This window comes from Emergencia timonensis, assembly GCF_900086585.1.
Taxonomy (GTDB): Bacteria; Bacillota; Clostridia; order Peptostreptococcales; family Anaerovoracaceae; genus Senimuribacter; species Senimuribacter timonensis.
This window is the reverse complement of record NZ_FLKM01000008.1, coordinates 1,500,410-1,524,086: the sequence shown is the minus strand read 5'-3', so window position 1 is coordinate 1,524,086 and position 23,677 is coordinate 1,500,410. Positions and strand designations below refer to the sequence as shown.

General features: G+C 46.2%; 20 protein-coding genes. 2 read left to right on the top strand and 18 right to left on the bottom strand.

What is annotated here, in order from left to right; genetic code table 11:
* Positions 1 to 92: 92 nt before the first annotated feature.
* The 12 genes from hpf to ymfI form a co-directional block, all read right to left on the bottom strand.
* The gene (gene hpf, locus BN6539_RS08270; protein WP_067536396.1) at positions 93 to 620 is read right to left on the bottom strand and encodes a ribosome hibernation-promoting factor, HPF/YfiA family; all 528 of its coding nucleotides are present in this window, start codon (positions 618 to 620) and stop codon (positions 93 to 95) included.
* A gap of 342 nt (positions 621 to 962) precedes the next feature.
* The gene (locus BN6539_RS08265; RefSeq protein ID WP_067536393.1) at positions 963 to 1,640 is read right to left on the bottom strand and encodes a ComF family protein; all 678 of its coding nucleotides are present in this window, start codon (positions 1,638 to 1,640) and stop codon (positions 963 to 965) included.
* On the bottom strand, positions 1,637 to 3,853 hold the full coding sequence (gene recD2, locus BN6539_RS08260; protein ID WP_067536389.1) for an SF1B family DNA helicase RecD2: 2,217 nt from the start codon (positions 3,851 to 3,853) through the stop codon (positions 1,637 to 1,639). Before recD2 ends, BN6539_RS08265 begins: the two co-directional genes overlap by 4 nt.
* Positions 3,854 to 5,131 carry a tRNA nucleotidyltransferase/poly(A) polymerase family protein gene (locus BN6539_RS08255; RefSeq protein ID WP_067536386.1) on the bottom strand — a complete coding sequence of 426 codons (1,278 nt, stop codon included), beginning with the start codon at positions 5,129 to 5,131 and terminating at the stop codon, positions 3,854 to 3,856.
* Positions 5,132 to 5,150: 19 nt separating this feature from the next.
* On the bottom strand, positions 5,151 to 6,110 hold the full coding sequence (locus tag BN6539_RS08250) for a 3'-5' exoribonuclease YhaM family protein (protein ID WP_067536382.1): 960 nt from the start codon (positions 6,108 to 6,110) through the stop codon (positions 5,151 to 5,153).
* Positions 6,111 to 6,337: 227 nt separating this feature from the next.
* Positions 6,338 to 7,954 (bottom strand): HAMP domain-containing sensor histidine kinase, encoded by a 1,617-nt coding sequence (locus BN6539_RS08245; RefSeq protein WP_067536379.1) that lies wholly within the window; start codon positions 7,952 to 7,954, stop codon positions 6,338 to 6,340.
* Positions 7,929 to 8,615 carry a response regulator transcription factor gene (locus BN6539_RS08240; RefSeq protein ID WP_067536376.1) on the bottom strand — a complete coding sequence of 229 codons (687 nt, stop codon included), beginning with the start codon at positions 8,613 to 8,615 and terminating at the stop codon, positions 7,929 to 7,931. Before BN6539_RS08240 ends, BN6539_RS08245 begins: the two co-directional genes overlap by 26 nt.
* 363 nt (positions 8,616 to 8,978) lie before the next feature.
* Positions 8,979 to 9,902 carry a SurA N-terminal domain-containing protein gene (locus BN6539_RS08235; protein WP_067536373.1) on the bottom strand — a complete coding sequence of 308 codons (924 nt, stop codon included), beginning with the start codon at positions 9,900 to 9,902 and terminating at the stop codon, positions 8,979 to 8,981.
* 77 nt (positions 9,903 to 9,979) lie between these two features.
* Positions 9,980 to 10,915, bottom strand: a complete 936-nt coding sequence (locus BN6539_RS08230) for a hypothetical protein (RefSeq protein ID WP_067536370.1) — start codon at positions 10,913 to 10,915, stop codon at positions 9,980 to 9,982.
* A gap of 147 nt (positions 10,916 to 11,062) precedes the next feature.
* A complete protein-coding gene (locus BN6539_RS08225; RefSeq protein WP_067536367.1) occupies positions 11,063 to 12,382 on the bottom strand; it encodes a penicillin-binding transpeptidase domain-containing protein in 1,320 nt (439 codons plus the stop codon).
* Entirely contained in the window at positions 12,379 to 14,193 is a 1,815-nt protein-coding gene (locus tag BN6539_RS08220; RefSeq protein ID WP_227142608.1) for an FtsW/RodA/SpoVE family cell cycle protein, read from the bottom strand. The genes BN6539_RS08225 and BN6539_RS08220 overlap by 4 nt, the downstream gene beginning before the upstream one ends.
* Before the next feature lie 47 nt (positions 14,194 to 14,240).
* A complete protein-coding gene (ymfI, locus tag BN6539_RS08215; protein WP_067536363.1) occupies positions 14,241 to 14,966 on the bottom strand; it encodes an elongation factor P 5-aminopentanone reductase in 726 nt (241 codons plus the stop codon).
* Positions 14,967 to 15,299: 333 nt separating this feature from the next.
* Here ymfI and BN6539_RS08210 point away from each other — a divergent pair, with 333 nt between their 5' ends.
* Positions 15,300 to 16,457 (top strand): cation:proton antiporter, encoded by a 1,158-nt coding sequence (locus tag BN6539_RS08210; protein WP_067536360.1) that lies wholly within the window; start codon positions 15,300 to 15,302, stop codon positions 16,455 to 16,457.
* A 175-nt stretch (positions 16,458 to 16,632) separates the two neighbouring features.
* On the opposite strand, the gene BN6539_RS08205 is transcribed toward BN6539_RS08210, so the two are convergent.
* The 4 genes from BN6539_RS08205 to BN6539_RS08190 form a co-directional block, all read right to left on the bottom strand.
* Complete coding sequence (locus BN6539_RS08205; protein ID WP_067536356.1) at positions 16,633 to 17,982, bottom strand: MFS transporter; 1,350 nt, start codon at positions 17,980 to 17,982, stop codon at positions 16,633 to 16,635.
* A 130-nt stretch (positions 17,983 to 18,112) separates the two neighbouring features.
* Entirely contained in the window at positions 18,113 to 19,123 is a 1,011-nt protein-coding gene (locus tag BN6539_RS08200) for a cyclase family protein (protein ID WP_067536353.1), read from the bottom strand.
* Between the two features lie 44 nt (positions 19,124 to 19,167).
* The gene (locus BN6539_RS08195) at positions 19,168 to 19,962 is read right to left on the bottom strand and encodes an SDR family NAD(P)-dependent oxidoreductase (RefSeq protein ID WP_067536349.1); all 795 of its coding nucleotides are present in this window, start codon (positions 19,960 to 19,962) and stop codon (positions 19,168 to 19,170) included.
* 190 nt (positions 19,963 to 20,152) lie between these two features.
* On the bottom strand, positions 20,153 to 20,500 hold the full coding sequence (locus BN6539_RS08190; RefSeq protein WP_067536346.1) for a cupin domain-containing protein: 348 nt from the start codon (positions 20,498 to 20,500) through the stop codon (positions 20,153 to 20,155).
* A 233-nt stretch (positions 20,501 to 20,733) separates the two neighbouring features.
* Here BN6539_RS08190 and BN6539_RS08185 point away from each other — a divergent pair, with 233 nt between their 5' ends.
* Positions 20,734 to 21,231, top strand: a complete 498-nt coding sequence (locus BN6539_RS08185; RefSeq protein WP_067536343.1) for a winged helix-turn-helix transcriptional regulator — start codon at positions 20,734 to 20,736, stop codon at positions 21,229 to 21,231.
* On the opposite strand, the gene BN6539_RS08180 is transcribed toward BN6539_RS08185, so the two are convergent.
* Both BN6539_RS08180 and BN6539_RS08175 read right to left on the bottom strand, forming a co-directional pair.
* Positions 21,228 to 22,547 carry a uracil-xanthine permease family protein gene (locus BN6539_RS08180; RefSeq protein WP_067536340.1) on the bottom strand — a complete coding sequence of 440 codons (1,320 nt, stop codon included), beginning with the start codon at positions 22,545 to 22,547 and terminating at the stop codon, positions 21,228 to 21,230. The two genes, BN6539_RS08185 and BN6539_RS08180, sit on opposite strands and share 4 nt — an antisense overlap.
* Positions 22,540 to 23,487: a 3-hydroxyacyl-CoA dehydrogenase family protein gene (locus tag BN6539_RS08175; RefSeq protein WP_067536337.1), complete on the bottom strand. Its 948-nt coding sequence runs from the start codon at positions 23,485 to 23,487 to the stop codon at positions 22,540 to 22,542. Before BN6539_RS08175 ends, BN6539_RS08180 begins: the two co-directional genes overlap by 8 nt.
* Positions 23,488 to 23,677: the final 190 nt, after the last annotated feature.

The following is a 23,677-nucleotide window of genomic DNA, read 5'->3' as shown; positions in this document are numbered from 1 at the left end:
TGCCACACTGCACACTCTTCTTTGTTGCGCTGAAAAAAATGCATAAATTTACCAATGCACAAAAAAGAGCTGCCTCCCGGCAGCTCGTAATTTTAGTATGTTGTTTCTAAAACCCCGTAATTCCCATCCTTTCTGCTATATACGACATTCACGCTATCAGTTTCCATATCCAGGAAAACAAAGAAATCGTGTTGAAGCATCTCCATTTCGAGGATCGCTTCATCTACAGTCATCGGTGCAAGCTCAAATTTCTTGGTTCTCACTACCTTAACTTCTTCCACTTCTTCCTCCATCTCTGGAAGGGTTTCAAATCTCACTGACTTGTTGTCATTGTATCTTCTCTGAAGTTTCCCCTTAAATCTCGACATCTGACTTGATAGCTTATCAACGACTCTGTCGATCCCCTCATAGATATCTGGAACGACTTCTTCTGCTCTGAATACAGCTCCCTTGGCATTTATCGTCGCTTCAATCTTGTCCTTGCCTCTCTCCTGAGATAATACTACATTTACGGTAATGTCGTCTGAAAAGAACTTTCCTAATTTATCAAATTTCTTTTCCATTGTGTCCTGTAAATGTTTGTAGGTGTTAAAATTCTTACCTGTGATGATTACCTTCATTTGATGACCTCCTTAGTTGCCTCAGGGCCTTGCGGCCATAAGTTATTTTATTGATAACAGTATACCATAGTTTTCAGAAAAATTATACATAATCTTTTCTTTGATTTAGCAAAAATAAAAAAACGGCATTGCAGTTGTCTGGCTGACCTGGTCTTTGCCCCCACACTCGCCTTTACCGGGATTTTCCCGAGGACTTACATCTAAGCTACGCCATGATCACTGCCGCATCCTGCGGTCAGCTTACGTGGATCCCTTTGCCCGTAACTGGCTTGGATTTTCAACCACAGACCCAGACAACTGCAATGCCGTCAAAGTTAAATCTATTGGAAATGCCTCCTTATCTCACCTGGCAGCAAAAGCCAGCAGATACACATCTGCTGCACCGGCACGCTTAAGAGCGGAATAACACTCCAAGGCAGTGCTGCCAGTGGTATAGAAATCATCAAGCAGAAGAATCTTCTTGCCTTTTAGCATTTTAACATATTTTTCGTTGATTGCAAACTTTCCTTTCACATTCTGACTGCGTTCTGTGGGACTCAGTCCTCTCATGGGCAGAGTATTGTCCATGCGCAAAAGCCCGTGAGCCAGGTGCGGTTTTGATACCAGGCGGCCTAGATATTTACCAATCAGAGCGGCATGGTTAAAGCCCCGTTTTCGTTCCTTTGCCGCATACATGGGCACCGGCACGATGACATCAAAAGATATTTCCGCCAAAGACAGCCGATCCGCCATAATTTGGGCAATGTCCCTGGCAATATAGGTTTTGCCGTTATATTTCAGTGCAAAGATCAGGGTTCTCTCGTAAAGGCCGTACTCCGTACATCTGAGCACTTTCAGTCCGCCAAGATCTTTGACCGGAGAACCGTCCCACCTGATGTGAGCAATGCAGTGATCGCATAGGTTGTAGGTCCTGCTCTCATCGATAACATTTCCGCAGCAGTTGCAATACAACGACGGCGGAAAAAGTAAATCCAAAGCCGCATTGCCTATGGTTCTAAAGTTCACAGTTCTTTCGTTCATCGCCCAACCTCTAACAAATTTTCCAGCCTGTATCTGAGACCTGAATACCGCATTTTGATTCGGTTATTGTCAATCATGGCATTCATGCGACCTTCTGAACCGACAAGAACGACGATCTGCTTTCCTCTCGTAACAGCCGTATACAGCAAATTCCGAGTAGCCAGTACCGGCGGGAACCAGGATATGGGCATCACTACGATAGGAAATTCGCTTCCTTGGCTTTTATGTACCGTCACAGCGTAGGCCAGCTCTAATTCATCCAATTGGGAGAAATCATAAGTTACGTATTTGTCTTCGTCAAAGATAACTGTCATCTGATTGAATTCTTTGTCTATCTTCTCAATAAAACCCACGTCGCCGTTAAAAATCCCCTGTCCTTCTGAAAAGTCTCGCCGTTTCTTCCAGCCCATCTGATAATTGTTTTTGATCTGCATCACCTTGTCGTTTTCGCGAAATAACTTTTCGCCGAACTTTCGCTCCATCAAATCGTCCCGCGGCGGATTCAAGGCCTGCTGCAGCTCCTTGTTGAGAAAAATGCTGCCCAGCGCACCTTTGCGCACTGGCGTCAAAACTTGAATATCCCTGACGGGAACGATTCCTTCATAATAAGCTGCCAGCCGCTTGGTAATCAGTTCTAAAATCAAATCCAGTATCGCTTTTTCTGAAGGTCTTTCCATAAGAAAGAAATCCTTGTCCTTTCCGTTGACAAAAGGATATTCTCCTTTGTTAATTCTGTGGGCGTTGACAACAATCATGCTCTCTTCTGCCTGTCGGAAGATTTCTTTTAGGATTACCGTATGGACATATTCACTTTCGATGATATCGCGAAGGACGTTGCCTGCACCTACGGAAGGAAGCTGATCGTAATCGCCTACAATGATTAAACGAGTGCCCGGCTTAATCGCATCGGTCAGCCCCTGCATCAGCATCAGGTCAATCATGGAAGCCTCGTCCACGATGACGACGTCATAGTTGAGAGGATCTTCACTGGTCTTCCCAAATTTCATCACGTCCTCACCCTCACAATAATAATATTCCAAAAGACGATGTACTGTGGAGGCGTAATGTCCGCTGGTTTCTGTAATTCGTTTTGCTGCCCGTCCCGTAGGAGCGGCAATGGCGACCTTGAACTCACTTTGCTCAAAAATATTGATAATGGTATTGATAATCGTCGTCTTACCAGTACCTGGTCCGCCTGTGATGACGGATACACCGCTGGTCAGAGAGCTTTTGACAGCAGTAATCTGTTGTTCAGAGAGGATAATCCCTGTCTCTCCCTCTGTCATTTTGATCATGCTGTCGATATCCACCGACAACGCTTTCAGACCGGCTCCCGCAATGGCGGCAATATTCTTGCAGACTTTCTGTTCAGCCAGATAGTACAGATAGAGATACACCACCGTCTGGCCATCCAGGCTGTCAATCTGAATATCCCCTTCAAAAGCCATAGTTACCATATTCTCATAAATTAACTCTGTAGAAACATCCAGGAGTTCAGCCACTTTTTCGCAAAGCTCCTGCTGGGGCATATAGGTATTTCCCTCTCCTACATAGTAACTGAGCCCATACTTGATGCCGCTGTGAATGCGAAAGGTGCTTTCCTTTTCGATCCCCATCTTCTCTGCAATCGTGTCCGCTTTTCGAAACCCGATACCATAAACCTCTTCAACCAGGCGATAAGGATTTTCTTTAATCAGTTCTGTAGCGCTGGCGCCATAAATCTTGTAAAGCTTCAGCGCATAATCGGCCGAGACACCGTATTCCTGGAAGAACATAGAGACATTAGCGAATTCTCGATGGGCGGCAAAAGACTCCGCGATAGATTCCGCTTTCTTGGGTCCGATACCACTGACGCGGGACAGTTTTTCCGGCTCATGTTCCATGATTTCCAAGGTCTCCTCGCCAAACAGATTGACGATGGCCGCTGCCATTTTGGGGCCGATTCCCTTGATAACGCCCGAAGCCAAAAAACCTTCAATTCCGGCCTTGCCTGTAGGAAGCATCTCTTCAAATTCGGTGAAAGCGAATTGCTCCCCATAGGTAGGATGGACTTTGAAGGTTCCCCGCAGCTTGTAACTGGACCCCTTTACGCAGGAAGGAAGACAGCCGACCACAGTAAAATACTCGGCCTCTGTCTCCATCACTGCGATTGTATATCCGTTATCTTCGTTATGAAAAATGATTTCTGTTATAATGCCCTGTTTTTCTTCCATTTACTTAATCCATTTGACGTATCTCGTCTTTGCAGCAAACTTATTTTTAGAATACTTCTTGGCTGCTTTCAACAAGATATCCCTCTGATTGTTCTTCGAATTCTTGTGCACCTCAGAGACAACCAAATCAAGCAGCTCTTCTGCCCTTTCCGGAGAATCAGTAATGCCTGCCTCCATGATATCGTTGGCATCGATGACCAGGTCTTCTGTAAAGACAGGTTCATGGTTGCTCTGAATGACCTGCATAAAATAATTACGCGCTTCGATCTTATTGGACGGCTGATCATAGACGATACGCTGCGCTTTTGACAAATTGTGCAGATAGTTGTACATTTCCAAACCGTGCTTGTGGAGATAGCGTTTGAAGGTTTGATCATCGATGAGAAAGTGAATGTTGATCATCTCATCGATGGCGGTGAGCAGCTGTTTTTTCGTCTTCTCATCAAAGTTGAGACGTTCAATGGCGGCATACCCTCTCTTCTTGGAAAGCGCCGTGTACAGAAGTCCCAGCCGGCGCGCACGAACCGGCTTTGTCTTGTCGATGTTTTTGCAGACCGTATGGAAAGCCTGCATATCTGCCTTGGACATTTTGTTTGACACGTCTTCACCCAGTACGACAGCCATCAGGCCTGTACCTCCCAGCATATTGAGTCCCTTGCCGGCATGGTCAGAAACAAGAAGCCTCTCCAGCTGCACTCTGATAGCATTGACGTCGTAATCCATCAAAAGCTGCCAGTTGACACGGATAGCTTCATATACCTCCTTCTGAAGATCATAGTCCATTTCTGCCGCCAGTCTGACCGCCTCCATCATTCTGATCGGCTCCGCTTTGAACATCCGATCAGGATCGTAAATCGTTCTCACCAGCTTTTTCTTGATGTCTTCTCTTCCGCCATAGGGGTCAGCAAAGGTCCTCTCTGGGTTATCCGCCATGGCGTCGATGGTAAACCCTCTATTTTCCAATTCCTCTCTAAGACCGTGTTCCATATGGTGAATATCCAGTACGGCTCCTTCAAGATGAGAAGGCTCGTCCTCGTCTTTTCCTTTTACTTCGTATGTAAAGTCGATACGCATTACGGGCAATTCTCCGTCTATGACTTCTCCCTTTGGAAAGAGTTTCTGCAAATCTCCCATGGTGGCCTTTGTCACCAGATCCCAATCATAGGCTGGCAAGCCTCTCACTAAATCTCTCACACAGTTTCCTGCAGCGTAAGTCTCAAATCCTTCTTTTTCCAAGGTCTTCAGGGTTAAAAGCACATCTTTGTCAAATTTAATCACTTCCACATCCTCCGCTTTCTTAATCCATCGGCTTGTATAATCTTCTATTATCCAGTGTCCAGACTCGATCAGAAAACTCCCCTGGCGCAATCCCTTCGAGAGCATTTTCCATATCAAACATTCTGGCATCTAAAATATCTAAGTAGTGCAAAACTTCTGCCTCCGGAAACAGCGGTTTCTTAGGACTGCCGAACTCCGGCTCGTAATGGTGGGAAAGAATCATATGTTCCAGCATCAAAGCTTTCTCTCTCGGAAACCCCAGCTCCTCAGTGACCTTGTCTAAAAGCTTGATTCCCTGCACAATATGACCCAGCAGCTGTCCTTCAAACGAATATCCAGGTGAAATGCCGTATTCGTTTGACTCAATTTCGTTCAGCTTTTCGATATCGTGCAGAATTACCCCTGCCGCCACCATGTCCTGGTTCAGGAAAGTATAGACCTGGCACACGCGCAGGCCAGTCATCAGCATTCTCTTTATATGGTAAAGAAGTCCGCCGTATTCTGCATGATGGTTCTTTGAGGCCGCCGGATAATACATCAGCTTAGTCTTATTGTCGCCGAGAACTTTGGTGCAGAGCTTGCGCAGATCCTGGTCCTTCATCTCGTCTGCAACCTGATAGATAAAGTCGTACATATCCTCTGATTTTTCGGGTGCAGCTTTGATAAAGTCTGAAATATCCAGCTTATCATCGGCGTTGCACATGCGGATTCTGCCGATTCGAAGCTGGGTCTGTCCCTGCCAGTCCGTGACTTGGGCTCTGACTTTGATAATGTCGCCTTCCTTCATCTGCGTAAGCATCTCTATTTCACTCTCAGCAATATCCCATTTCTTGGAGTTGACCTCGCCGGTCTTATCTCCCAGAAGTACGTCAAAATACTGTTTCTTATTGGCGCCAACCTTGATGCCGGCACTCTTGACCATAAAAAATTCTGTAACTTCCGTTTGGTTTCTTAAATCTGCTGCGTAATATTGTTTCATTCTGTTATCTCCATAAATGTAATTGAAAAAAATCACTATACTAATAGATATTATAATACAAATCGGCAAATTAGTATAGTGATTAATTCTGAAGATATTTCCCCTTACGGTGCTCCACTGCAATCTGCGGGAGTGCTCCTAAAAAACGCAGAAATGACGGAATCAAAGATTCCTATTTCCTACATTAAAAAAGAGGGACATGAATTCTCATGCCCCTGCATCATTTGTTATACTGTCATTTCTGGCTCTGGCGCCTCTGCTTTGTTCAGTGCGACGCTGGCCTTAAACAAATCACCATCGATCGTGATGTCAAACCAGCCGCACATCAGCTTTGTCAGATCCTTGGCAATAGATAAGCCCAGGCCGCTGCCCTCTGTGTTTCGAGATTCGTCGCCGCGCTTAAAACGTTCCATCAGTTCCTCGGCGCTGATATTCAGCTGCTCTTTGGACATATTTTTCACTTCCAGGACAATCATGCCCGCTTTTTCCACGATGTCCATGTAGACTCTGCTGCCAGGCAGGGCATATTTGCTTACGTTAACCAGCAAGTTTTCTATCACTCTCCACAAAAGCTGACCATCAGCCATAACAAAGACGGTATCCGCTTTGTTGGTAAAGATCACATCTAAATCGTTTGCCGCCAATCGTTCTTCCAGTTCCCCTAAAGCCTGGTTGACGATGGAGGTCATTTCGATTCTGCTGATGTCCACCGGAATTGCCCCGCTGGAAGCCTTTGCAGCTTCGAATAAATCCTCTGTCAGCTTCTGCAGTCTCTTCGTCTTCTCCTCTATGATGTTCAGATACTCCGGCGCATTTTCACTGCTCAAACCCTCTGTCTTTAAGAGATCCACATAGGATACCATGGAGGTCAGAGGCGTCTTCAAATCGTGAGAGACGTTAGAAATCAGATCCGTTTTCATCCTCTGATTCTTCAGTTCATTCTGGACAGCCAGGCTGGTCGCCTCAGATATTTCGTTGATGCTCATGGCCAGACGATCCAGTTCTCCATTGTCTGTTACCGGAATTTTATAGTCCAGGTTTCCCCGTTTTACTTCGTTTACACCTCTCTTGATAGACTGGTATTTGCGTACATATTTTGGCACGAAAATGAAGATCAGAATCAATACCGGTATGATGCCGAACCAGGTGGCCGACAACAGACAACATCCGATCAGAACAGCCATCACCTTCCAAAAGATGCCTTCGCTCTCTTTTGCGGCATCGTAGATGTAACAGCAAACCTTGCCGATAATCGTATGCCTCCAAAAAGCGCCTGCTTTAATCTTTTTCACCAAAGACAGAATCACAATCAATGTGATGGATATCAGAACTACCGTAGCCAAGATGGCAAAGAAGGTTTCCAGCCACTTCGGTTCAAACTCCGAATCATAGACTTTGTACCAATCGTTGTATTCTTTCAGCTGACTCTTTGTCAGATAACTTAACAGCCCCTCATACCAGCCGCTTCTGGACAAAACATCCACATGAAGCATACAGAGCATACCAGTGAAGAACACAGCGAAACCGCCCCCTACGACCTGTAAGTCAGTAAACAAACGGTCGAACCAATTGAGACTGATGTTCCCCTCTTCGTCTCTGGCGCCCACTTTCCACATAGCCAGAATCAGCATGATGATTGCCGATAGCACTGCGGCCACTTCTACCATCCATAGGATAGAGATATTTTCACTGATTGCGTCAATTTCCGTTTCCCATGCGTAGTTTAGATTGTAAGCCAATGCCAACATGCACCCCACGATGATAGATACTGTTACGGCAACTACACATATGGCGCTGCTGGCAAAGCAGACCGTGCCTTTATATTTTTTCAATTTTGTATCCAATTCCCCACACCACCTTCAAATATTTTGGATTTTTAGGATTAATTTCAATTTTTTCTCTAATTCTTCGGATATGGACAGCTACGGTGTTTTCTGGATTGTATGCCGGCTCGTTCCACACATTTTCGTAAATCTGTTCCATAGAGAAAACTTTCCCTGCATTCTCCGTCAGAAGTTTTAGAATACCGAATTCAGTCGGCGTTACTGTAACGTATTCTCCATCAATGGTCACAGTCTTCTCTCCGTCGTCGATCGTAAGTCCCCCTGTTTTGTAAACCCCACTTTTTTTCTCCATGCTGCCCAGGTCTACGTACCTCCGCAATTGGGATTTGACTCTGGCAATCAGCTCCAATGGATTGAAAGGTTTTGTAATATAGTCGTCGGCGCCTACGTTAAGACCGGTGATCTTGTCGTAATCCTCTGACTTTGCTGAAAGCATGATAATTGGTATGTTTTTCTCTTCTCTGATTTTCATTGTCGCCTGCACGCCGTCCATCTTCGGCATCATGACGTCCATAATGATTAAGTGAACCTGCTGCCCCCTGGCGATGGAGAGTGCCTCCACTCCATCAAAAGCCTTAAAGACCGTATACCCCTCATTTCTCAAATAGATCTCTATGGCGCCAGCAATTTCTTTATCGTCATCGCAAACCAATATGTTCATAAAACCTTTCTCCTTTCGTTTACAAGTTTATATTAATCCTTAAATATTACAAAGCGGTGATGCTATTTCTTACGAAATTCTTAAACAAATTTTAACACAAGTCGCAGATGCTTTCAAATGCTAGAAAAAAATGGAACAGGATGCATCCCGTTCCAGCGAATAGCAATATTTGCTTATCGCTCTTTTCCTTCATTTGGTCAAAGCGCGATACGGCCTTCAGCTCCCTGACCTGCAGGTGCTTGTCCACATAATACAAATTACACTTGTCTCTATGTCTATAGTATATGCGAAACCCGGAAAATTCACAACAAAAAGAACCCCGGCAGTCCAGGGTTCCAATCGTCCAGAGCAATGTCTGCTTACTTAAATCTCTTCTTTTGCCTGTTCCACTGCATCGTTCATTTCCACTTTCAGACTCCTATACGCATTCGTATGCTTAAACCGATTGACCACGTCCTTTGCAAAGGCATCCCAATCATTGAAATGCTCCTCATAAAGCTTGTTCACAATGCAGCGTTCACGATAAATGTCTGCATTTCCTCTGATGGAATTCTCGTAGGTCAGACCCGCATTTTGAAGTGCCTTTTCATACACCTGGAAATTATCTGCACCTTTTGCCTCGGAGATGAGATCGTCCATATACTTGTCCAGCTCTTTGTCTGTGACGACAAGATCGTGTTCCTTTGCGTACCAGGTAAAAGCAGCATCCTCGATAAACTTGTCTTTCGCCTGCGTAACGGCCTCTCCCTCCGGCATCCCAGTGAACAAGTTGCCTGCGATGGCGGTATAAAACCAACCGCATGTCTGATCCTTCATATCCATGCCTTTCTTCTGAATAGTATAAAGGGCTGTAAGCCGCTCTTCATCTGTGAGCTGGGTATCGCCGTAATAATTTGTCCACTCACAAATCCAAGTTTCCTCTTCGTCTCCCACTTTGGCAGTTACAATCAGCTGCTTCTTCTCTCCATGTAAAACGTAGCTGCCGCCGTTTTTTCCGTCAAAGCGCAGCTCTCCATTCTTCTCCTGCAACCTGCCTGTCTGATCCTGTCCATATCCGTTCCAAAAGCGATATCCGCCTTCTTTGTCGATGGCGAGGCTCGCGGTATTTCCTTCTTCGCTGATCAGCTTTCCGCCTTGCCAAATTTCCTTCGGCTGCCACACTCCCGCAAGACGGCCCGGGTCGGTGATCTGATCGTCCTCGCCTGCATGTATGAATGCGGAGACGATGACTGCTACTGCGACGAGCACAGCCAATAAAATCAATCCTTGTTTTTTCTTATCTGCCATCTTCATCACCCTCCTGCCTTTTCTACTTAGTATATTACGCTCTATACTATGTTAAAGTCAATATATCAGCGGTCGAATTAAGAATTATTAAGAATTTTCTTGATGTTGTCTATTGCATCGTTCATCTCCACCTTCAACTTCTGGTATGCCTTAGTATGATGGAATCTTCTGACCACATCTTCCCCGAGATCCTCCTGCTCCGCCAAGTATTTACGATAGACGGCGCTCTCATACACATCCCAGCGATGGGCTTCTGCCTCTACCTGTACATAATCCTCATAGGTCATTCCTACCTTCTTCAAACCTACATCATAGCCTTCAAAGGCCTGTGGAGTTTCCTTCATAATTTTGGCAAACTCACGCTTGTATTCTTGCACTGCTTCATCTGTAACGACAATGCCATGTTCCTCTGCATACCAGACAAAGGCCCTGCCTCTGATACAAAATTCTTTGGCTGCAGTTATCGCTTTTCCTTCAGGACATCCACTATCCATCATGTTCATAATTAAAAAATAAAGATTTCTCTCGGTATCATCTTCGATGTTTAGAGCTCTTTTGCAGATTTGAAAGAAGACTTCCTGCTGCTCTTCTTCTGTCCGCAACGCATCGCGGCAATAGCTATACCGCTGACAAATCCACGTTTCCTCTTTTCCCCCCTTCCGGGCAGTTACGACCAACTGCCGCTGCCTGCCGTGAATGTCATAAATCCATCCATCATCGCCGAAAAAACGGAGCTGTCCGTCCACTTCCTTGAGTTTCCCCCTCTGCTCATCCCCTCGATCATCGTTGTCGAGACGAAATCCGCCATTTTTGTCGATGTCGATCAAAATCAGAGACCTGTTCACCCGCTTGCCGTTCTGCCAGACTTCTTCCACTTGCCAGCTGGCAGTCAGTCTCGCCGGATCCGTCAAGAAGTCGTCCTCCCCCGCATGAACAAATGCAGAAACAATGACTGCTGCAGTAACTACGACAGCCAATACGATAGCGGTACGTTTACCTTTGCGTTCTTTCATAAATATCCTCCTGCATTTTATTTATCATCATCATAATCCGATTTTTATAGTAAATCAATACATCAGATACCAAATTAAGAATTATTAAGAATTGCCCGCAATCAAAAATCCCGGCCGCCTAAAGCTGACCGGGATTCTCTTTCCTATTTACTTATTGACGATAGCCTGCAGCACACTGTTAGCCACAGGTCCTGCCACGGAACTTCCGTAACCGCCGTTTTCAATACACACGATGAACGCGTATGGCGCATCCTCATTTTTGATGAATCCGGTAAACCAGGCGTTCGGTTCTTTACCGTAAACTTCCGCTGTACCGGACTTTGCGTAGATGTCCAGACCGGGGAAATTAGATTCGCCGTAGTTGGATACCACGTTATTTTTCATCATTGAAGTCAGCTTATCCGCTGTTGACTCTTCAATCATTCGATCTGTCTCGTCAGCGCTGGAAAGGGCAGAGTGAATCATCTTTGGCACCACCGACTTGCCTCCATTTGCAATCGCTCCCATGTATACCATCATGGAACACGGATTCAACTCATCGTCATACTGGCCGATGCCTGCCCAAGCCAGATTCAGCGGCGCATCAGTCGGGAAGGTAAAAGAGCCCTTCGCATTTTCTACGCCGTCGATATCATAAGAGGTACGCAGCCCCAGTTTGTTGACATATTCGCCCATCAAAGTGGCGCCGACTTTTCTGGTCAAATCTCCGAATCCGCAGTTACAGGACTGCGCCAGCGCGCTTTCAAAGTTGACTGTGCCGTGGGCTGCCGTACAAGTAATCTTTTCCCCATTGATATAGCTGACACCTGTGCAGTAGTAACTCCACGAATCCAGATTATCCAGGTTTTCAATCGCTGCCGCAGATGTGACCAGCTTGAAGATGGAGCCTGGAATCAACTTAGAGGAAAGAAATTTATTGATATACATGCCGGAGGTCTCCTCTTGAGGCGGATTTTCAGGATCCAGACCAGGAGAGCTGACCATACAGATAATCTCGCCGGTTTTGTAGTTATATACGCCAACAGTGCCGCTGCGTCCGTTCAAAGCCTGATAGGCGGCTTTGCTGACGTCTGCATCGATAGACAGTGTCAGATCATTTCCGTTTCCGGTAATGCTGTAGGTTCCTGTCAACACGTTATAACCTACAATACGGCTTTTAAAAGCGCTTCTCGCCGCGGTTGCGATGTTTCCGTTCATATCACCGACAGCGTGAACAGTGGCTCTTCTGATGAGTTCATCGTCATTGTATTTGATCTTGCCGTCTTTGTTTTCCGTCAACAGTTTGCCGTTAATATCGTAGATACTGCCCACGGCCAGCCTTCCTTCCGTGTAGATGTGCTGGTTGGCATAGAAAGTAGCCCAGTCTGAACCATATACGACAAAACGATAGGTAAAAACCCCGATTCCCAAGAATAGCACTGCAGCTAAGGCCAGACAGATAATGGCTCTTTTTTCTAGTTTTTTCATATATCATCATCTCCTTCCACCGCAAGTCCTTTCTCTGACAGGCTGATGGCAATACTGGCGTTCTGCCTGGTATCAGCCGATTTTAGGAATGCCAGCAGTCCCCACGATGCCATCATACTGGTTCCGCCGTTGGAGACAAATGGAAAGGTTACGCCAGTTAACGGAAGAAGATCTACAGAGCCAAAAACATTAAGGATCGTCTGAAATAGCAGCATCGACATGGCGGAACACGCTGCTATGGTGTAATAAGTAGACCTGCCCGCCCATATGGATCTGACGGCAAAAATTGATAAAGTAATAATAGACAGCACTGCCAATATCGCTATGATCAATCCCCATTCTTCTGTCAGCATTCCGAATACCAAGTCGGTATCTGAGGCCGGGATGCTGGGATCTGAGAGCCAGCCTTTCCCTGCGCCGACGCCAACCAGGCCTCCGCTGGCCGCTGCAGACATGGTTCTCGTCTGCTGAAATCCACTGCCGACATCAGCGTAATCCCAGGCGTGACCCCAGGATGCAAAACGTTCTGCGATATAGGATTTAAATTTAAGTACCATCAAGCCGCCGACAAAGGCGACGCCCACGATTAAAATCAGTTTTGTAAAATCTCCGCTTCTGAGGAAAGAAATGACCAGGAATGTGACGAAGAAGATCAGCGCCGTTCCAAAGTCTCCCATTAACGCCAGACAGCAGAAACAGAAGCCAGAAAATATCATAAATATGAGAGAATTTTTCTTTTCAAAAAGCTGATCTAAAGTTGCCGCACCAACCCAGATATAGGCCAGCTTGACGATTTCAGACGGCTGAAAGGAGATTCCCCCGAACTCGACCCAATTGTTTGCGCCAAATTTTGACGTAGCAAAGATCAGATTAAACAATAACAATACCGCCGCTGCAATATACATCAGCTTCTGAATCGCCTTTGCCCGATTCAAGTTCCTCAAATATGCGCACATAAAGAAGAACAAAACAACTCCCACAGCGATGGCGATGAATTGCTTGAATACAGCCTCTGGGTATTTACTTGCCGTCACAGCCAAACTCAAGGTAGACAGAAAGAAAGCGATGGTTTCCATCTCAAAACCTTTTCTCCTCATGGAGCGCAGCAAAATCACATAACCCCACATCAGAGCGCTGATGCCGATAAAAGCCATGGTAATAGACGGTACGAAGTCATCCTTCAGGGCAAATTTCAGCTGCAGCCAGGTCATAAACTGAAAGATGGTAAGTGCAATTAACGAAAGCCACGGTGACAGCAGAATGGTGTCCATCTTTCTCATTTCGATGTTATTTCTGCGTTCCTCCAGGCTGATTGGGAACAGCGTGCATCCGGTCACGCCGATGTCGATGTTGTCGCCCGGCTCAATTTCCACCGGTTCATCGGGCACAACCTTATCGCCGTTGATATATGCTCCATTGGTGGAGCCCAGGTCACGATAGGTCCAGACCCCTTTGTTATCTCTGGACAAGGTGCCGTGATTTCTTGAAACCCTCGGATCATCAATGTTGATGTCACAACTCTTCGATCTGCCAATCACATTTTCCCAATGGGTGATCGGCAGGTTTTCCCCTGTACTCAAATGCAGATATGCCCACACTTCCGAAGGATTTTTCGAACGCAGTAAGGACAAAATTGATTTGAGCAACACAAAAACGGCAAGGAAGATAAACACCCATCTGGCGATGGCAGTATATATCAGTTCCGTGCTGTCGGTGGCGCTGAATATGTCCGTAATACCGCCCAGCAGGCCTTTGAAAAAATCTCCGATTGCCTCGAGAATACCTTGTAAAATATTCAATACGTTATCCATAATCCCTCCCTTATTGATCTCTATTCTGCTAGTATACCACAGTTTTTTTAGATATAAAAGCCTCCATTCACTCCCAGCACTTGTCCCGTAATATAAGAGGCTTCTTCTGATGCCAGGAAATAAATGGCTTTGGCCACTTCCTCCGCACTGCCGATCCGTCCCAAAGGAACCTCTTCTGCCAGCTGCCCCATGGTTTCTGCACTGTAGCAGCGGTTCATATCAGTGTCAATTACACCCGGCGATACCGTGTTGACCCGGATACCGGAGGGACCTACTTCTTTTGCAAGGCTCTTGGCAAGACCGATGACAGCAGCCTTCGTTGCTGCGTACGCAGCTTCACAAGATGCGCCGGTCTGCCCCCACATAGAAGAAACCATGACAATCTGACCTTTCCGCTCACTAACCATGGCTGGCAGAATCTCTCTTGTCACATTAACAATTCCATTCAAGTTGACATTTAGCAGGCGGCTCCAATCTTCGTCGCTTAGATCTGTAAACAGTCCCGATACGCTGAGACCTGCATTGCATACTAGAGTATCGAAAGCCGTAATTCCTAAACAAGTCTTAGCGGCTTTGACGCCTTCCCCAATCTGCCAGCGGTCCCCTACGTCACACCGAATTGCTGCCGCGCCTGTCTCCTCCTGCAGAGCCTTGGCGGCTTCGTCACTCTCCCGATAAAAGAAGGCAGTCTCATATCCCTGTTCAATAAACTTTCTGACGGCGGCGGCGCCGATTCCTCTGGAACCGCCTGTAATCAAAACTGATTTTTTCATTTTATCTCTCCTGGTAGTATTTCTTTTTCTACAAAAAACACATTGGGTATTACCCAATGTGTTTTTTCTTTGCTTATATTTCTGGCGCATAGTATTAACTATAATCTTAGAAACTAATTCCGAGATTCTCAGATTATTTTCATATATATTTTACTACATAATTATTCCATTGTCAAAGAATTTTCAGAAATATATTGGGATTTTCTTAAATATTTCCAAGTTTTTTTGTAACTTATGAGATGTACAAATCATTTTATTAGTGGTAGAATACTTCTTTGTAGAGAATTATAAATATTCTGTGATATTTATTTAAAGAAGTTTGAGGTATTTAAAATGACTAGTTACTACTATCTACTAATGATCGCTGTCATCATTCTGTCGACAAGGCTTCTAGGCGGCCTGTCTGAAAGAGTGAACATGCCCCAAGTGGTGGGCGCTCTCATCGCCGGTGTAATTCTGGGGCCATCGGTATTGGGCTGGGTTGAAGAAACTGATTTTCTTGCAAAGACCGCCGAAATCGGCGTAATTCTTTTGATGTTCATTGCGGGACTTGATACCAACATCTCGGAAATCAAGAAAAATAAAGTCTCTCTGGTAGTCATCGCTTCTATGGGCGTCCTCCTGCCTTTAATTGGCGGCGCAGCATGCTATTACTTTTATTTCCACGTGGATTCATCTGATTTTAATGAGGTCCTGCGAGCAGTATTTATGGGCGTCATTTTAACGGCTACATCGGTCAGCATCACGGTCGAAGCCCTGCGTGAAATGGGACGGCTCAACGGCCGGGTCGGCAGCGCTATTCTGGGAGCCGCTGTTCTCGACGACATTATCGGCATCATCATTTTGACTGTCGTCAGCAGTCTGAAAGACCCGTCTATCAGCATTATCAGCATCCTGATCAAAATAGGACTCTATATCATTTTAATGGGCGTCCTGGCAGTGGTCATCACTGCCTCAAAACCCACGGTGGAGGAATTTAAGGATCGGCGCAGATTATCCATCTACGTCATGGCGCTGGTGTTAATCATCTCTTTTATGTCAGAACGATACTTTGGAATCGCTGATATCACAGGCGCCTATCTTTTAGGATTGATTATTTCCACCTTTGAGGTCAAGTCTGATATCGCCCGTAAAATGACCGTGCCCAGCTATCTGTTTTTCTCACCGATTTTCTTTGCCAGCATCGGTATTAAAACAGAGCTTAACGGAATGACAAAGTCCATGTTGATCTTTTCTTTTTTCATTCTGGTAATCGCCGTCTTAACAAAAGTGCTGGGCTGCGGGCTCGGTGCCTGGATTTGCCGATATAGCAGACGAGAATCGCTGAACGTGGGAATCGGGATGATCTCCAGAGGTGAAGTCGCTCTAATTGTCGCGCAAAAAGGTTATCACATGGGCTTGCTCAGTGGACAATTATTTTCGCCTGTGGTACTTGTCGTCATTGTGACCACTATCATTACCCCGGTGCTGCTGAAGAAATTTATGAGATAAACAGCACCAATACAACTTTAATTGAAAGAAATTACGACACACCTGCGATTCTATTAAAATCGGTAAAATTGACCCCCTGAATTTAATTACAAACGGCGTAAAGCACTTAGAAAATAATGCTTTACGCCGTTCTTTCATTAGTGTGACAGCTCCTTTTCAGAGGTCTCACCCTTTTCTACGCTCTTTTTGGTTTCTCAAAAGTCGCTTCCGCATCTGCTTCAAGTTCTTCGTATACCGCTTCCACCTGGTGGTCTTTGTTGTACTTGTACTCGTTGATAAAGGAAACTGCGATAGATACGATGATCGCCGCCCCTGCGAAAATCAGATAAGCATAGTTCAAATTCCCGATCACGTTTGTTACGATACCGTTTATAACGAAACACCATGCCGTGACGAAGCCCTGAATCGGGAAAATGACGGAATTCACGCGGTCAAAGCCCTGTCTTCCGAAGATGGAAGTCGGCAGTGACGTCGTGAAGTTGGCGGAGCCGCCGATACCCATGCCGATCATGAAGATGGACAGGTAGAACAGGATGCCTACGTGGCCGCCAGAAAGAACGTTGATTACCAGTGCGATTGCATACCAAATGCCAAAACCCTGCATGGTCTTCTTCGTGCCAATCTTCTGATCGATGGCACCGATCAGCCAGGAACCGACTACACCGATCAGCGCTACGATGGTCATCAGCGTCAGCGCGCCCGCCTGGCTCATGCCAAAGTCTCTGATATTTCTCGTCACCAGCTGCTGCATGACACCGACCGAACAGATCTGAAACATGCCTGTCACGATGGCTGCAAACCACAGTTCTTTGGTCTTTAGCAGCGCCTTTGTCGTCCAACCGCCTGCTTCTTTAGAATCGTCAGATGCCGTGTAGTATTCTTTTTTGTAAACCTCGTCAGATACATTGTCGGGGTTCAGTCCTCTTTCCTGCGGCGTGTTTCTGACAAAGATCGCCCCGATGATGCCCAGAATGATTGCTGCAATGCCGATAGGTACGCTGCCGCCTTTGATGGAGCCGAAAACTGCTACCAAGCCGGTCAGAATGGCGACATAAAACGCAGATGCGAAATTGTGTCCCATGGTGGTGTAACCCATAACGATGCCCTTTCTCTTCGGGAACCAGGTTGCAACCAATGTGCCGCCTGCAATATAGCCTGCTGACATCATGCCAGTCGCACAGAGCACCATGGCGATGACGTAGACTGGAAGGCTTGTTGCATTACCGCACACAATATACATAATACCCGCCAAAATAGTAAAAATCGCCGAAGTTGCGCGAGCGCCGATCTTTTTGTTGATCTGTCCTACGATGATAAAACCGATGACCGCAATCATGCCGGCATAGCCGTTCCACTGGATGATGGTGCCTGGCTCTACGCCGATGTTTTCTGCTGCTGCAGGGGCTAACACATTGGTTCCGTCGTTAATCATACCGACGTAAAAGAAAAACATAAATAAGCAATATAATATCGTGCCCCAGCCTGCTTTACCAAAATTAGTTAAAGAACCTTTTGTATTACTCATACGCGATCCCGCCTTTCTATTTCTCCTACTTACAATAAATAAATTTTTCACAAAGAAAAAGGAGCTAAAGCGAGCAGGACAACCAAATCAGCTGTCCTGCCGGCTGGCTCCTTTTACAGTGTACCGATGATTATTTGTTTCTGTTGAACAGTTTCTGCATGTATTCCAAACAGCTGTCTCCATTGCCTTCTGCTTCGCCGAAACCAGTTCCGCCGTAAGCGTATGTACGATCAGGTACATCTAAAAGAAGGTCCTCGTCAATCTGTGCTGCGCAGCGAGCCATGGAACCGTCGCCCATGTACCATCTCAGAGGGAAACATAAGAATGTGAATACTTTTCCTGCAGGGATTTTGTCCAGGTCTCCGCCCAGGTTTTCAACGCCGACGATGCCGTGGCCCAGCATTTCTTTGTGGCATGGTTCCCAGGTTCCCCAGCAGCCGATGTTTTCTAAATCGCCGAACTTCTCGTCATAAGCAGCCTGGCCGTGGATTCTGATGTATTCTTCTTTGTCGAATTCTGCATAAGCTTCTTCGCCAAATAATTCTTTGTATTCTTCTGTAATCGGTTTGCCAGTTGCTCCCAGCAGGTTCATTCTGGTCATACCGTTGTTGCCCATAGCTGTGTGAAGCGGGTGGTCAAGGGCCTGGCTGTCCATAGCGACACATTTTACTTTGTGGTCAACGAACCATTTTCCGGCGTCAACACCTGTACCGATGGAATAGTGGTAATATGCTTTGGAGTCATCGAAGAGACGGTGCATTCCGGTGTTCAGGCAGAGAACTTTTCCTTCTAAGTCAGCAGGGTCAAATCCGCAGGCTTTGCAGGCAGCATCCAGATGCTCGCCAGTGATCAGTGTCCAAGGTTCAACGTCCAGCTTCAGAACCACTGCATCTCCAGTGTAAGCGTCTACTGGCATTTCGTGGGTGTAACGAGCTCTTCTGCCGTCAAACTCATATTCCATAACGTGTCTCGGCGCGTCACAGTGTGTTCCTGTATGCATGGTGCAAGTGATCTTTGATGTCAAAACGCCGCCCTTTGCCATGGTGTGCGCATTGTCGATTGCCGGTTTGTCAAAGTACGGCCATCTTGGAATCTCTGCGCTGAACGGATGTGCTAAATCTACATATACTTTCTTTCCCATTTTCTTTTTCTCCTTTTTTATCATCATCTTTTGATACTAATTGATTAGCAAGTCAGGTAACCGCCTGAGCAGTCGTAGTTTCCGCCTGTCATGAACTTGGAAGCCTCTGATGAGAGGAATAATGCGAATCCGACGAAATCATCAGGTTCTGCAAGACGTCCGATTGGCTCGCGCTTCATGAAGTTCTGATATACCGCTGATTCTGGGTCGAACATCCACTCTGTCAATTCGCTGCGGAATACGGTCGGGCAGATGGAGTTGACGTTGATGCCATACTTGGCAGTCAGGTCACAGGCCATGGAGGAAACCATCAGGTCCGCGCCGCCCTTTGATGTGCAGTATCCTGTGTATCCAGCCATGCCGCGCTTGGAACGCTGGGATGTAACCACGACGATCTTGCCGCCCTTACCCTGGTCAACCATCTGCTGTGATACGTATTTGCAGACGATGTAAACGGATTTGCAGTCTGCATCCATGATGTACTGCCAATCTTCAACGGACTGATCCAGAATGTTCGCAGGCTTGTTATATCCGTGGCAGATTGCAAGGATATTGATTTCGCCGTAAGCCTTTACGGATTCAGCGATCAGCTTCTTTACATCTTCTTCGTTAGCAGGGTCTGCAGCAACTGCGTAGCAGTCGATGTCTTCTGCCTTGAATTCATCAACAAGGGCGTTGAGCTTTTCCATGCTGCGGCCTGTCAGGATGACTTTTGCGCCTGCATAGCCGTAAGCCTTTGCAAGCACTCTTCCCAGAGCGCCTGTGGCACCTGTTACCAGAGCAACCTTGCCCTCAACTGAGAACATCGTATCAACGAAATTTTTCTCTAACTTTACCATTTGTATTTCTCCTCTATTATTTTTAAATCATTTTGAGTGATACTTTTTTTCAAAAGCGCCGGATTTTAAGACGCCGATGATTTTTCGTAATGCACAGCACATTGCAAAGGAGTGCGAGAGCGCGTACTTGAAGTACGTAATCGAGCACGAGAGCAGCAACTTGCGAAGCAGTACGGAAAATCAGCAAGTCTTACGCTGGGTAATTGATGATGACAAGCATCTCCGCCACTTCGTTCGTTCTGTTTTCCAGCCCTCTGCCTTCGTTCGGCGGGAAGGAGATGGATTCGTTTTCGTGGATCACATATTCTTTGCCGTCTTTGTCAGTTACGGTCATTTCGCCTTTCAGAACGAAGTAAACCTTTTCTAACGGGTTGTCATCGTATGCCCACTCTGCACCGCCGCCTGGCAGGAAGGTGGATTTACCGATCCAGAATTTCTCTGCGCCAGTCTCTTCTTTGCCGTGATATCTCATGGCAACCATGTTGTAATGGCCTGGAGCGTCGTACGGCTTTAAATCACTTACAGTTCTCTTAATCATTTGGAATCCTCCTAATTTTTATTATATATTCGGTTAAAATTGATCTTTGTTAATTTTTTATCTTTACACTTTGATGATAACAGATTTAAAATTGTCTGACAATTAGGCACTTTTCAGTTACAGGGTAACAGCCGCGTTATACACTTACCGACTGGTAAGCCACTTACTTTTCTCTTGTCATCTCCCCAAATTGTGTTACAATAAATACAAACAACGCGAAAGGAGACAAACCAATGACTGATTCCAATCAGGGCACGAATCCATATCTGTACGCGCTATCCTGCATTTCAGGTAAATGGAAGATGAGCATCTTAAACCATATCAACTACTACGGATTTATCCGTTTTTCCAAAACCAAGAAGACATTTCCGATCAGCGAAAAGGTTCTCAGTCAGCAGCTCAAGGAACTGGTTGCCGACGGCCTAGTTGAAAGGATTCAATATAACGAGATTCCTCTGCGCGTCGAATATCATCTGACAGAAACAGGCAAAAACATCATTCCTGCACTGGATCTGATTTACGTCTGGAGCATCCATCGCATGAGAGAACTCGACATTGAAATCGATCCGGACGCCTTTGTGGTACATCCCGAAGACAAATACGAAGGCTCGCTCAAAAAGTTCCTCGACCACTACGACGATATCTGCGCCGTCATGGAATATGCAAACGACCACGATCTCGACGGAAAAGAAGTTCTCGACATCATCAAAGCCCATGAGTCCTCAAATTAGAGGGCTCTTTTTTTGAGTATCACGTGTTCCAGCAAGAAGGCGATAGCCATGCCGTCAATCAGTCCGTTGGACAGAATATAACCTGCCACCTGCGGCAGACCGCGAAAGGCCTCTGAAGGAAGGAACATGACGCCCATTCCAATCAGCATGGAAATTCCTACAATAAAATTTTCTCTGTTCGTAAAGTCTACTTTTCGGAATTCGTTGAACCCCTGCCCCATAATCAGAGCGTAAATCATAATCAGGGCCGCATAGCCTACGGCGTTTGGTATGGTAGAGAAGAATGCGCCGAATGGCGCGATCATTCCCATGACCATCATCAGCACAGAAGCAAGGTAAAAAGGCTTTCTCGCAGCAACGCCGGTCATTTTGACGATACCTGTAGACGATACGTAAGGCATAAAAGCCACTGTGGGAAAGATTCCGCACAGCACTGTTGCAAAGCCGTGTATACCGATGGTTTTGTTCATTCTTTTGCTGTCCACTTCATCTCCCACAACCTCAGACATGCCATTGATGCTGGCAAAGGTCATGGAAAGCAGCACAAAGGCTGCAATAATGCAAGTCACGACGATTCCGACGTCAAAGGTCGGCCTGCCCCATGCAAACACTTTTGGCAGAGAGATGACGCCATCCGCCATCAGGTCGGCCCGGGTGGTAATGCCCATGATATAGGCCAGCACCCAACCTGCCAGGACGCCGATAAAGGTGGCGATGCTTTTGATAAAACCGCCAACAAACATATTGAGAAAGAGAATCAGAAACATGGTGAAAAAGAACACCAGGCAGCTCTTCCAATCAATTGTCGTATGATCCGCAGTAATGCCAGTCATTCCCTTAACAATACTGGGACTGATTTGGAGTACCATGAGTAAAATCAACACGCCGTTAATTAGAGGAGTAAACAGTTTCATCAATCTATTCATCAGTCCCAGTATTACTAACAACACGATGACAGTCCCGCCGATCAGCATCCCTGTTTCCAGGTCAGTACGAAGGATTTCAGCACTTTTCCCCAAGGAACCCACCGTGCCTGCCATCAGAATCAAAAGCCCCGACCAAAGCCCGGCAGGGCCGTCTATGATGGGATATCTGTGCCCTAAGGCTGCCTGCAGTATAGAAACGACCCCGCAGAGAAAAAAGGTCCTCTGCAGCGTATCGGCAACCTCTGTCTGAGAGAGTCCGAGAGCATAGCCTACGACGACAGGCATTACCACCGCCGAGGCCACAAAGAAAATCACATGCTGCAGCGCAAGAAGAAAATTTTCTCTCTGAGGCACAGTATCACCAAGTTGATATTTAATTTCGTTATTCAATGTAATTTTTCGATGCCTTCAGCTGAATAATCAGCTTCTTATTGAAAGCATTTTTAATCTCCTGTACTTTGTCTGCTGGATATTCGAAGAATCCTGCTCCATTCTTCATGCCCAGTTTGCCCTCTTCAACTTTGGCTCTGAGAACAGGATTGGCTTCCTTTCTGTTGTCCATATCGGCGAGAAGGTTGTCGCCCACCGTACACCAGATGTCCAGGCCGCCCATGTCTGCTACTTCCAACTGTCCGGTCGTCGCGTAGCGGAAGGCCGGGCCGAATTTGAGGGCCTTGTCGATGTCCTTCGGCGATGCAATGCCCTGCTCGATCAGGGAAAACGCCTCACGGGCGACGCCCTGCTGAATTCTATTAGCAACCAATCCCGGTACGTCTTTCAGCACGCGACAGGTCTGTTTTCCGGCTCTATCGTAAAGTTCTTCTACTTCCTTGAATGTCTCTTCGTCCATATTGCCGAAGAAGGACAGTTCTACCAAAGGCATCAGGTGTGCCGGGTTATACCAGTGGCATACCATGCATTTGCCCTTCTTCTCGTCGCTGACCTTCTCAATCATCTTGTTCAGGGCAAGGGAGGACGTATTGCTCGCCAAAATGGTCTCCGGCTTCGTATATTTTTCTAAATCAGCGAAGAGATCCTGTTTCAACGTCAAATCTTCACGGGTAGCTTCGATGACATAATCGACATCTTTGACAGCAGGCGCCAAGTCTGCAAACAAAGTAATTCTGTCCAGGCTCTCCTGGACTTCTTCTGCTTTGATCAGCTCATTCTCCGCGAGGAATTCCAGTTCTCCTTTGATTGTGTCCAGACAAGAAAGTCTCATGGGTTCGTATGGTTCATACAGGTTCACTGGATAGCCGTTCATGGCGAAAAATTCCGCAATGCCGTGGCCCATGGTACCTGCGCCCAGTACAGCTATATTGTTAATCATTATATCGACTCCTTTTCTATATGAATATAGGTAATTTAAGACGCGATTTACAAATAGTGCATATAAATTGTTCAGGGCAAGGCAGCGAGGATGCGAGTCCCGGAACGTACTTGAAGTACGTGGCAGTAAAACTCACCAAATCAAGATTTGGGCGTTTCTTGCATGAGACCTGCATGCCGTATCAAAGATA

Bases quoted from the DNA above. Each gene is read 5' to 3' on its own strand.
- BN6539_RS08235 (WP_067536373.1), bottom strand. From the start codon at position 9,902: ATGGCAGATAAGAAAAAACAAGGATTGATTTTATTGGCTGTGCTCGTC.
- BN6539_RS08175 (WP_067536337.1), bottom strand. From the start codon at position 23,487: ATGATTAACAATATAGCTGTACTGGGCGCAGGTACCATGGGCCACGGC.
- BN6539_RS08250 (WP_067536382.1), bottom strand. From the start codon at position 6,110: ATGAAACAATATTACGCAGCAGATTTAAGAAACCAAACGGAAGTTACA.
- BN6539_RS08185 (WP_067536343.1), top strand. From the start codon at position 20,734: ATGACTGATTCCAATCAGGGCACGAATCCATATCTGTACGCGCTATCC.
- BN6539_RS08205 (WP_067536356.1), bottom strand. From the start codon at position 17,982: ATGAGTAATACAAAAGGTTCTTTAACTAATTTTGGTAAAGCAGGCTGG.
- BN6539_RS08195 (WP_067536349.1), bottom strand. From the start codon at position 19,962: ATGGTAAAGTTAGAGAAAAATTTCGTTGATACGATGTTCTCAGTTGAG.
- BN6539_RS08230 (WP_067536370.1), bottom strand. From the start codon at position 10,915: ATGAAAGAACGCAAAGGTAAACGTACCGCTATCGTATTGGCTGTCGTA.
- BN6539_RS08220 (WP_227142608.1), bottom strand. From the start codon at position 14,193: ATGGATAACGTATTGAATATTTTACAAGGTATTCTCGAGGCAATCGGA.
- BN6539_RS08240 (WP_067536376.1), bottom strand. From the start codon at position 8,615: ATGAACATATTGGTTTGCGATGACGATAAAGAAATTGCTGGCGCCATA.
- BN6539_RS08210 (WP_067536360.1), top strand. From the start codon at position 15,300: ATGACTAGTTACTACTATCTACTAATGATCGCTGTCATCATTCTGTCG.
- hpf (WP_067536396.1), bottom strand. From the start codon at position 620: ATGAAGGTAATCATCACAGGTAAGAATTTTAACACCTACAAACATTTA.
- BN6539_RS08225 (WP_067536367.1), bottom strand. From the start codon at position 12,382: ATGAAAAAACTAGAAAAAAGAGCCATTATCTGTCTGGCCTTAGCTGCA.
- BN6539_RS08190 (WP_067536346.1), bottom strand. From the start codon at position 20,500: ATGATTAAGAGAACTGTAAGTGATTTAAAGCCGTACGACGCTCCAGGC.
- recD2 (WP_067536389.1), bottom strand. From the start codon at position 3,853: ATGGAAGAAAAACAGGGCATTATAACAGAAATCATTTTTCATAACGAA.
- ymfI (WP_067536363.1), bottom strand. From the start codon at position 14,966: ATGAAAAAATCAGTTTTGATTACAGGCGGTTCCAGAGGAATCGGCGCC.
- BN6539_RS08265 (WP_067536393.1), bottom strand. From the start codon at position 1,640: ATGAACGAAAGAACTGTGAACTTTAGAACCATAGGCAATGCGGCTTTG.
- BN6539_RS08200 (WP_067536353.1), bottom strand. From the start codon at position 19,123: ATGGGAAAGAAAGTATATGTAGATTTAGCACATCCGTTCAGCGCAGAG.